Source organism: Aeromonas sp. QDB39 (assembly GCF_027707585.1).
GTDB lineage: Bacteria > Pseudomonadota > Gammaproteobacteria > Enterobacterales > Aeromonadaceae > Aeromonas > Aeromonas hydrophila.
The window spans coordinates 114,494-122,901 of sequence record NZ_JAPCIV010000015.1 but is presented as its reverse complement, the minus strand read 5'-3'; the positions used below and the strand labels follow the sequence as shown (position 1 = coordinate 122,901).

The 8,408-nt window shown below is 63.8% G+C and carries 9 protein-coding genes and 1 pseudogene; 7 read left to right on the top strand and 3 right to left on the bottom strand.

Annotated features, from left to right (window positions below; all coding sequences use genetic code 11):
* Positions 1–76 precede the first annotated feature (76 nt).
* From PG899_RS11035 to PG899_RS11025, 3 genes and pseudogenes are all read left to right on the top strand, one after another.
* A pseudogene (locus PG899_RS11035) lies at positions 77–256 on the top strand (isochorismatase family protein); the annotation flags it as partial.
* Positions 257–372: 116 nt separating this feature from the next.
* Positions 373–1,011 carry a cold shock domain-containing protein gene (locus PG899_RS11030; RefSeq protein WP_190283903.1) on the top strand — a complete coding sequence of 213 codons (639 nt, stop codon included), beginning with the start codon at positions 373–375 and terminating at the stop codon, positions 1,009–1,011.
* Positions 1,012–1,173: 162 nt separating this feature from the next.
* Positions 1,174–2,130: a sensor domain-containing diguanylate cyclase gene (locus PG899_RS11025; protein WP_043161474.1), complete on the top strand. Its 957-nt coding sequence runs from the start codon at positions 1,174–1,176 to the stop codon at positions 2,128–2,130.
* Positions 2,131–2,200: 70 nt separating this feature from the next.
* Here PG899_RS11025 and PG899_RS11020 read toward each other — a convergent pair whose 3' ends face one another.
* The gene (locus PG899_RS11020) at positions 2,201–3,109 is read right to left on the bottom strand and encodes a LysR family transcriptional regulator (protein WP_190283904.1); all 909 of its coding nucleotides are present in this window, start codon (positions 3,107–3,109) and stop codon (positions 2,201–2,203) included.
* A 117-nt stretch (positions 3,110–3,226) separates the two neighbouring features.
* Here PG899_RS11020 and PG899_RS11015 point away from each other — a divergent pair, with 117 nt between their 5' ends.
* Positions 3,227–3,472 (top strand): hypothetical protein, encoded by a 246-nt coding sequence (locus tag PG899_RS11015; protein ID WP_011707010.1) that lies wholly within the window; start codon positions 3,227–3,229, stop codon positions 3,470–3,472.
* A complete protein-coding gene (locus PG899_RS11010; RefSeq protein ID WP_190283905.1) occupies positions 3,469–4,119 on the top strand; it encodes an HAD-IA family hydrolase in 651 nt (216 codons plus the stop codon). Before PG899_RS11015 ends, PG899_RS11010 begins: the two co-directional genes overlap by 4 nt.
* A gap of 48 nt (positions 4,120–4,167) precedes the next feature.
* Here PG899_RS11010 and PG899_RS11005 read toward each other — a convergent pair whose 3' ends face one another.
* Positions 4,168–4,770 carry a nitroreductase family protein gene (locus PG899_RS11005; RefSeq protein WP_016351664.1) on the bottom strand — a complete coding sequence of 201 codons (603 nt, stop codon included), beginning with the start codon at positions 4,768–4,770 and terminating at the stop codon, positions 4,168–4,170.
* Positions 4,771–5,058: 288 nt separating this feature from the next.
* On the opposite strand from PG899_RS11005, the gene PG899_RS11000 reads away from it, so the two are divergent.
* The gene (locus PG899_RS11000) at positions 5,059–6,612 is read left to right on the top strand and encodes a GGDEF domain-containing protein (RefSeq protein WP_190283906.1); all 1,554 of its coding nucleotides are present in this window, start codon (positions 5,059–5,061) and stop codon (positions 6,610–6,612) included.
* A gap of 209 nt (positions 6,613–6,821) precedes the next feature.
* Positions 6,822–7,292 carry a YMGG-like glycine zipper-containing protein gene (locus tag PG899_RS10995; RefSeq protein WP_118880665.1) on the top strand — a complete coding sequence of 157 codons (471 nt, stop codon included), beginning with the start codon at positions 6,822–6,824 and terminating at the stop codon, positions 7,290–7,292.
* Positions 7,293–7,353: 61 nt separating this feature from the next.
* Here the strand turns inward: PG899_RS10995 and PG899_RS10990 are convergent, their stop codons facing one another.
* A complete protein-coding gene (locus tag PG899_RS10990) occupies positions 7,354–8,310 on the bottom strand; it encodes a D-2-hydroxyacid dehydrogenase (protein ID WP_190283907.1) in 957 nt (318 codons plus the stop codon).
* Positions 8,311–8,408 lie beyond the last annotated feature (98 nt).

The window sequence follows — 8,408 nt, the reverse complement described above, 5'->3', positions numbered from 1 at the left end:
TGGGAGTCACATGGAAGATCAGATCCTGGAAAACGGGAAAAGTTCCGTTCAGACCGCTATTTGTGTATAAGAGTCAGTGTGCGGGGTGAGCACCAGCTGGGCCATTCAGGCGGCGGCGCGGGAGGGTCATGATCGCGACTACGCCATCACCATCCTGGAGGATGCCTGTGCGGCGGCGGATGCCAATGAGCACCATGCTTCGCTGCGGATGCTCGGCCGCATCGCCGAGATCTGCAAGGTGGCCCAGCTGGCCTGATCCCATCCGCAGGCGGAGCTTGCTCACTGTTTTGACATTTTGTCTGCGGCCCCCTGTCGGGCCGCAGCCATTTTGGGCAACATGAAGCGAGCATCGATGGCCACAAGGATGAGGGCATGCGTTATCAGGGACGGATCGTGCGCTGGAACGAGGCGCGCGGCTTTGGTTTTATCGCCCCCGAGCAGGGGGATTGCGAGCCAAAAGGAGCCGAGCTGTTCGTGCACATCTCGGCGCTGCAGTCAGATGGCTCGCTGCCCAAGATTGGCGAGCGGGTCTCCTATCTGCTTGGCAGCGGCCAGGATGGCAAACCCAGGGCCGAGCAGGTGTTCTTTGTGGATCGGCCGCTGTCGCTGGCAGGCGCCCAACCAGTGCCCTCTGTGGGCAGACAGGCTGTGACCGGGGAGCGGCCTATGCCAACCAGGGCACGCCCGCGCCCCGTCTATCGACGCCGCAGCAACTGGCGCGGCAAGCTGATCCCGCTGCTGGTGCTGGCCGGGATCTTCTCCATTTACTCCCGCTTCTCGGCCGAGTCGGTCTCGCCTTCGCCAAGCTCTTCTTTCAGTCAGCAGGCGGCGGACAGCACAGACAGCCCGCAGGCGGCGCCCACCTTCGTCCGTCAGTGCGACGGTCGGCAGTATTGCTCCCAGATGACCTCCTGCGAGGAGGCGACCTGGTTTTTGCAAAACTGCCCCAATACCAAGATGGACGGCGAAGGTGACGGCATTCCATGTGAAAACCAGTGGTGCAGTTACTAGCGAGGGATGAGGGCGGGTGCAAGTGGTTGATCATCTATCTTTATCTTGCAGGCCGGGGGCGGACCATGGTCGCCGATGCCCCTTCGTCATGGACGGCACGCCGGCATTACGCTGGTGGTTGCGGCAGGTGCGGTGCGTCGTTGTTGGGTGAGGAGCAGGGCCATGGCGGACTATTTTCAGGGATCACTGTTTCACTTCTCCGATCGGGCGCAATACCTGTCTGCATTGCTCAATTCGCTGGAGGAGCAGATCTCGGTGATCGATCGGGATGGCGTCATCCACTACACCAATCTCGCCTGGAATAGTTTCGCCGAACAAAACGGCATGCCCGAGGGGTACGACTGGCTGGGCGTCAATTATCTGAGGGTATGCGACAATTCGGTGGAGCCGCTGGCCCAGATGGCGGCCGAGGGGATCCGGCGGGTACTGCGCCACGAGCAGCAGCACTTTCATCTGGAGTACCCCTGTCACAGCCCTGATACCCAGCGCTGGTTCATGATGCGGGTCTCCGCCATCCCCGGTATCGAGGTCGAGTTCTACACCATCAGCCACATCAACGTCACCGAGCGCAAGCTGCAGGAGTTGGACATGGCCTACCTCTCCCTGCACGATCCGCTGACCGGGCTGGCAAACCGGCGGCTGTTCAACAGCTTTTTGCACAACGAGTGGCGGCGCAGCATGCGCGAACAGACCCCTATCTCCTTCATCATGCTGGATCTGGACAACTTCAAGCTGTGCAACGACCACTTCGGCCATCAGGTCGGGGACGGTTTCTTGCAGCAGGTGGGTCAGCTGCTGAGCACCTTCTGCCAGCGGGCCACCGATCTGCCGTGCCGCTTCGGCGGCGACGAATTTGCCCTGATCCTCGGCAACACCGGGGACGAGGCCGCCTCCCGCATGGGAGAGGCCATTCGCGTCGGCATCGGCGAGCTGCTGATCCCGGGGGCGGATGGGCTTAGACTCAGTGCCAGCGTCGGCATCGCCACCCTGTTGCCGCAGCAGGCTAGCGTCTCGGAAGAGGTGCTGCTGACCGCCGCCGACATGGCGCTCTATCTGGCCAAGCAGGGGGGCAAGAATCGCTGCCACTGCGTCAGCTGCAGCGCGCTGCCGGCCGCCTGATACTCGCTTGCCACATCCCTGTGGCGATACCTTGCCTGTCCCCTGATATCGACTCCCTGAACCGGCCGCATCAGCGATCCGGCAGGGCTGGCTGCGGCGCCGGGTGGGCATCGATGACCAGCTGCACGAAGCGATCGCGGATGGGATCGGCAAATTCCGGGTTCCACACCAGGCTTATCTCCCACTCGGAGCAGGGGCCGGACAAGGGGTAGAGGGTGACGTCTGGGCCAGCGATGAAGCTGACGCTGCGCGGCAGGATGGCGTTGCCGATGCCGGCGGCCACCAGTGCCACCAGAGTCTGGATATCCTCCGCCTCCTGGATCATGCCGGTCAGCCGGTTGGCGCCGAGGAAGCCGGCGATCTGCTGGCTGAGGCCGGGGCAGCGGTGGCCAACCATCTGCAGCAGGGGCTGGCTGGCCAGCGCCTGCTCCACATCGAAGGCGGCCGGATCCGGCTGCGTCATCAGGGTCGGCACCGCCAGCACCAGCCGATCGGTCAGCAATCTGTGTTCCTGCAACTGCGACGCCTGGGGCCGGCGCATGAAGCCGAGCTGCAGCTGGCCCGACAGCAGCCGCTCCTGCTGGATGGCGGAGGTCATGTCCTGCAGATGCACCATCACCTCGGGCACCTGCTGCTTGAAGCTGGCCACCAGTGCCGGTGCCAGCGCGAAGCTCGACAGGCCGAAACCAATCTTGAGGCGCCCGGCGATGCCGCTGGCCAACGCCATGGCGTGGCGCTCAAAGCCCTTGCCGTGTTCGACCAGGGCGCTCGCCTGGGTGAGCAGCTGGGCGCCGATGGCGGTCAGCTCGGCGCCGTGGCGACCCCGGTTGAACAGGGTGCTGCCGAGGGTCTGTTCCAGCCCCTGGATCTGCTTGGTGAGGGCCGGCTGGGTGATGAACAGCCGGTTGGCGGCCTCCCGGTAGTTGGCGGTGTCGGCCAGGGTGACGAATGCCTGCAGTTGCTTCAGATCGAATTTCATTCCATATGGTTATCTAAAGTGGCCATTTTGTGATTATAAATTATCTAACCGCCTTGTTCTAATGGTCTGGTAGCGGGCCCCATTGGCCCCATCCGATCCGTCACAAGGAGTCATCTCATGCCTGCCGAACGCTATCTGTTTTTGATCAAGGGAACCCTGGTACTGGCCCAGCCGCTGGCTGCGCCGGAGACGGGAGAGCTGCTTACCAGCCTGCTGCAGCAGGGCTTTGCGGTCGGCCCCTTGCAAGTCTGGGCGAGCAATGCCGAACAGGCGCTGGCCTGCTATGAACAGGCGGCCCAGCGGCGGGCCTTCGGCGATATTCTGGCGGGGAGCGAACCCGGCCTGGCCGGGGTCGGCGCATGAGCCGGCTTGTGTTGCGGGCCAGCGCCCTGCTGCTGGACATGGATGGCACCCTGGTGCACTCCACCGGCGAAGTGGAGACGGTATGGCGGCTCTGGTGCCGCCGTCATCAGCTGGCGCCCGAGCCGGTGCTGGCCATGTGCCACGGGGTGCGCTCGCGAGAGGTGCTCCGCGCCCTGGCCCCGCAACTGGACATGGCGCAGGAGGTGGCCCTGCTCGACGAGCTGGAGATCAACCACACCGGTCAGGCGGAGGCCATCGCCGGGGCCCGGGCTCTGCTGGCAGGTTTGCCAAGCGAGCGCTGGGCGCTGGTGACTTCTGCCAGTCAGCGGGTGGCCCGTCATCGATTGCGCAGTGCCGCTCTGCCGTTGCCCGCCCTGCTGGTGGGGGCCGAGGATGTGGTGCATGGCAAGCCGGATCCCGAGCCATACCTGCTGGCGGCCAAGCGTCTGGGGCTGGCGGCGGCCGATTGCCTGGTATTCGAGGATGCGCCGGCCGGCATCACCAGTGCGCTGCAGGCGGGTTGCCGCGTGGTACAGGTGGGGGGAAGGCAGCGGCTCAATCCCGACATCAGTGCCCTGATCCAGGACTGGCGCCAGGTGAGCGTGGTGGCGGCGGCGGCGGGTCTGCAGCTGACGCTGCTGGCCTGACAACAAAAAGCCCCCGTCGAGCGGGGGCTTGGGTGGTGGGCGAGGCGCTTATTTGAACACGCGAAAACGCGCGGCGTCGTCCATGAAGGTCTTGTCACCGGCCGGTTGCTTGATGCTGCCAAAGGGCATCTGGGCGCGCAGCAGCCAGCTGGCGGGCAGGTTCCACTCCTTGTGTACCGCCTGGTCGATGAGCGGGTTGTAGTGCTGCAGGGAGGCGCCGATCTTCTCCTGGGCCAGGGTGGTCCAGACCGCAAACTGGGCGATGCCGGTGGCATGTTCCGACCAGATGGGGAAGTTGTCGGCGTAGAGGGCGAACTTTTGCTGCAGATCCTTGATGACGTCGGTGTCCTCGAAGAAGAGCACGGTGCCGAAACCTGCGCGGAAGCTGCCGTCTACCTTGGCTTCACTCTGGGGATAGGCTTCCGGCGGCACGATCTTTTTCAGCTCCGCCTTGACGATGTCCCACAGCTTGTGGTGCTGGGCGCCAAACAGGATGACGGCGCGGGAGCTCTGGGAGTTGAACGAGGAGGGGCTGTGCTTGATGGCATCCTGGATGAGAGTAGTCAGCTGCTCCGGCGTATGGGAAACCTGGTCACCCAGGGCATAGATGGTACGACGTACTTTGATCTGTTCGATAAACGGACTGCTCATAACATCTCCTTTGTTTGACAGGGAATCGTCTTCGGTGGTCCTTGGCAAGGCCATCCGGCTCCGATTGTTCAAGCTATAGACTATAACACCCCCTTCCTGGTTAGCCGTCAACGCACAGTGGTCACTGTTTTTACTTTTTGTTGATATACATATCCACGGCATGGATGAGCAGTATCACGTTTATATGTTTTTTGTCAGTTAGGCGGAGGGCGGCTGATTTTAATCAATGAATGATTCTGTCCGGTCGCCATAGAATCCTCGCATTACAGAATTTTTTGCGGGGTGTTGATGATCCAATGGTTGATTAGTCGGCGTTACTACCTGTTGACCTCGTTGACCCTGCTGCTGGGCACCCTGGTGCTGGTGGTGACCCTGGCCCTGGCGACGGCCAGCTATCTGCGCAGCATCGACAAGACGGTGGCCGGCTACGGCCACATGCTCTCTTCCCTCGATGCGGCCCTGATCCACGAGCTGGTGCTGGCCAACCAGCGTCAGCTGGCGGTGCTGGAAGCGTCGCTGGACAAGGCCGCCATCGCCCGCGGCGAGCCGGCCGACAACCCGCTCTGGGCCATTGCCCACCAGATCAAGCGCGACAGCCACTACATCTACTTCTACAACCCGCAAACGGACCGCATCAGCAGCTACCCGGCCTGGCAGCAGCCGGCCGAGTATCGTGCCGCCAGCCGGCCCTGGTATCGGGCGCTGTCGATGCCGGGGGATGAGCTCATCTGGTTGGGTCCCTATCAGGAGTACGGCTCGGACAAGCAGATCCTGACCCTGATCAAGCGGGTAAAGGGGCTGGATGGTCAGCTGCTCGGCCTGCTGATGGTCGACATGTCGTTCAACGCCATCCAGCAGGCACTGCAGCGGGCCATGGGTCGCAACCAGGCGGCCATCTACATCAGCTCGCGGGGGGGAGATGAACTGGTGGTGGGCTGCAACATGGCGCTCTATCAGCCGCCAGTGACCACGGCTGGCGTGGTGGGTAGCGGACTGGAGGTGATCTGGCATGGCCGCCATCTGCGTCGGGAGCTGGAGGGGATCGACTGGGATCTCAACATCTATCTGCCGCCCGAGCTGTTTCACGACGGCCTCGAGGAGGCTCTGCTGATGGTGGTGCTGCCGCTGCTCTCGCTGTTTGCCATCTGGTTTTGCAGCATCAACTTTCTGGTGCGGGTGTTCAATCAGGAGCAGGCGCTGGTGGCCGGCTCGCTGACCGGCATAGTGCGGGATCCGACCCAGACTCCTTGCCAGCTGAAGACCTGGTTCGTGCACAGCAGCCTGAGCGAGATAGACCAGGTGCGGGCCAGCTTTCTGCAGGGGCAGGATGCCCTGCTGCATGACCCCCTCACCGGCATCATGAACCGACGGGCCTTCACCCAGCGTCGCAGCGAACTGGAGGAGAGCGCCACACCCCACTGGCTGCTGCTGTTCGATGTCGACAACTTCAAGCGCATCAATGACAACTGGGGGCACACGGTGGGGGACGGCGTGCTCTGCCGGGTCGCCGAGCTGCTGGTGGCGGAGCTGGGGAGTAGCTGCGTCTACCGGATCGGGGGAGACGAGTTCGCCGCCCTGCTGCCCTGGCCGCGCAGCGAGCTGGAGGCCGGGCTGACCCGGCTGCTGGCGCGGGTGCGCAATCAGCAGTGGCGCGAGTTTCGCGAGGCGGTGACCCTGAGCGTGGGCGGTGCCCACAGCCCGGATGACGGTGTGCTGCTGTTCGAGCGGGCCGACGAGTGTCTCTATCGGAGCAAGCGGCGGGGGCGCGATGGCTGGTCTTTGACGGAGCGGACCCGGCAGGAGCAGGGTGCTGACAGATCCTGTCATATGGATAACGGCTAAGCGACCGCTGCCGCTTGGTGGGCCCCGGTACCGTTCGCTGCCCAATTTCCATGCGATGTCATTTACGTATTTAGATTCAATATCTTATGAGCTAATTGACCGGCATCGCAGGCGGCGCGGGAGGCGGTGTCGCTCTCCTGCGACAGTGGCGTCCTTTGGCGGGAATCGTATAGTTCGGGGAAATTAATCAGGTTTGACAGGAGTACCCCATGGAGATGAACAAGCGTGGCATGAGCGCCCTGGCCCTGCTGGGCTCACTGCTGCTGGTCAGCGGTGCGGTGCAGGCCTCGGAGACACTCAATACCATCCTCGGTGGCGGTGCGGGTGGTGTGGCCGGCACCATGATCGGCAAGGAGCTGGGCGGTGATACCGGAGCCCTGGTGGGGGCGGCGCTGGGCGGTGCGGCCGGTGGTGCCGCCACGGCCAACAAGGGCAACAAGAATGAAGCGGCCCTCGGTGGCGCCGTCGGGGCGCTCGGTGGTGCGGCCATCGGCAAGAGCGTGGGTGGCAGCACGGGTCAGCTGATCGGGGCCGGCGTCGGCGGGGCCAGCGGCTCCGCCATCGGTGCCAAGACTGGCGATGGTCATAAGAGCAACAACGATCGTTACTACGACGATGAGCACAGGCACCACAAGAAACACAAGAAGCACAAGAAACACAGATGGCACGACGATGATTGATCGCAGCCAGCAATGAGAGAGGGGCCGACAGGCCCCTCTCTTGTTTGGCTCGGCTGGCCGCTCACACCAGCCGGTGTTGGCGGCGCCCCTCTGCGAAGGCGTTGATGTTGTCGATCAGCTGATCGGCGAGGCGCTGCATCGACTCCTCGCTGGCCCAGGCAACGTGGGGGGTGAGGATGAAGTGGGGGTACTGCAGCGCCTGCATCAGCGGGTGGTCGGGAGGCGGCGGCTCGACGCTCGCCACGTCGAAACCGGCGCCGCCGAGGCGGCCGTTGGCCAGTGCCCGCAGCAGGGCTTCCTCGTCCACCAGACCGCCGCGGCCGACGTTGATCAGCAAGGCGCCCGGCTTCATCAGCTCGAGCTCCCGCTCGCCAATCAGGTTGCGGGTATAGGGGGTGAGCGGGCAGTGCAGGCTGATGACGTCGGCGCTTTGCAGCAGCTCGTCCAGCGGCAGCCGATCCTCGTCGTGGCTGGCGCCGACCTGGCTCTGGGCGTAGCGCACCTCCATGCCGATCCCCCTGGCCCGCTCGCCGAGGGCCTGACCGAGCGTCCCCTTGCCGATGATGCCGAGCCGCTTGCCGTGCAGATCCGTGATGTGGTGATCGAAGAAGCAGAACTGGCCGCTCTGCTGCCAGCGCCCCTCCAGCAGTGACTGGCGCCAGCAGAAGAGGTTGCGCGCCAGGGCCAGCATCAGCGCCATGGCGTGTTCCGGCACCGAGGGGCCCGAGTAGTTGCGGATGTTGCAGACACCGACATTGGCGGCGCGGCACGCCTCCAGATCTACGTTGTCGCTGCCGGTGGCGGCCAGCGCGATGAGTTTCAGGTCCGGCAGCCGGGCCAGCTCGGCGGCGCCGATGCGCACCTTGTTGATAATGGCGATGCTGGCGTCTTTGAGTCGCTCCACCACCAGCTCGGGGGCCGTGCTCGGGTAGCTCTGCCAGTGATGGGGAAAGTCGGGGTGGCGCAGGGTGATGCCGGTATCCAGGGTATCGCTGTCGAGAAACACAATTTGCTGCATGGAGCCTCCTGCCGTTGAGGCGCTCATGATGCCAAACATCGGCGACCGAGGGCCAGTTTGCCGCGCATCAACGGCTTGGCAATCGCGCCGGATGTGAG

Coding starts and splice junctions, on each gene's coding strand:
- PG899_RS11030 (WP_190283903.1), top strand. CDS start 373: ATGCGTTATCAGGGACGGATCGTGCGCTGGAACGAGGCGCGCGGCTTT.
- PG899_RS11025 (WP_043161474.1), top strand. CDS start 1,174: ATGGCGGACTATTTTCAGGGATCACTGTTTCACTTCTCCGATCGGGCG.
- PG899_RS11020 (WP_190283904.1), bottom strand. CDS start 3,109: ATGAAATTCGATCTGAAGCAACTGCAGGCATTCGTCACCCTGGCCGAC.
- PG899_RS11015 (WP_011707010.1), top strand. CDS start 3,227: ATGCCTGCCGAACGCTATCTGTTTTTGATCAAGGGAACCCTGGTACTG.
- PG899_RS11010 (WP_190283905.1), top strand. CDS start 3,469: ATGAGCCGGCTTGTGTTGCGGGCCAGCGCCCTGCTGCTGGACATGGAT.
- PG899_RS11005 (WP_016351664.1), bottom strand. CDS start 4,770: ATGAGCAGTCCGTTTATCGAACAGATCAAAGTACGTCGTACCATCTAT.
- PG899_RS11000 (WP_190283906.1), top strand. CDS start 5,059: ATGATCCAATGGTTGATTAGTCGGCGTTACTACCTGTTGACCTCGTTG.
- PG899_RS10995 (WP_118880665.1), top strand. CDS start 6,822: ATGGAGATGAACAAGCGTGGCATGAGCGCCCTGGCCCTGCTGGGCTCA.
- PG899_RS10990 (WP_190283907.1), bottom strand. CDS start 8,310: ATGCAGCAAATTGTGTTTCTCGACAGCGATACCCTGGATACCGGCATC.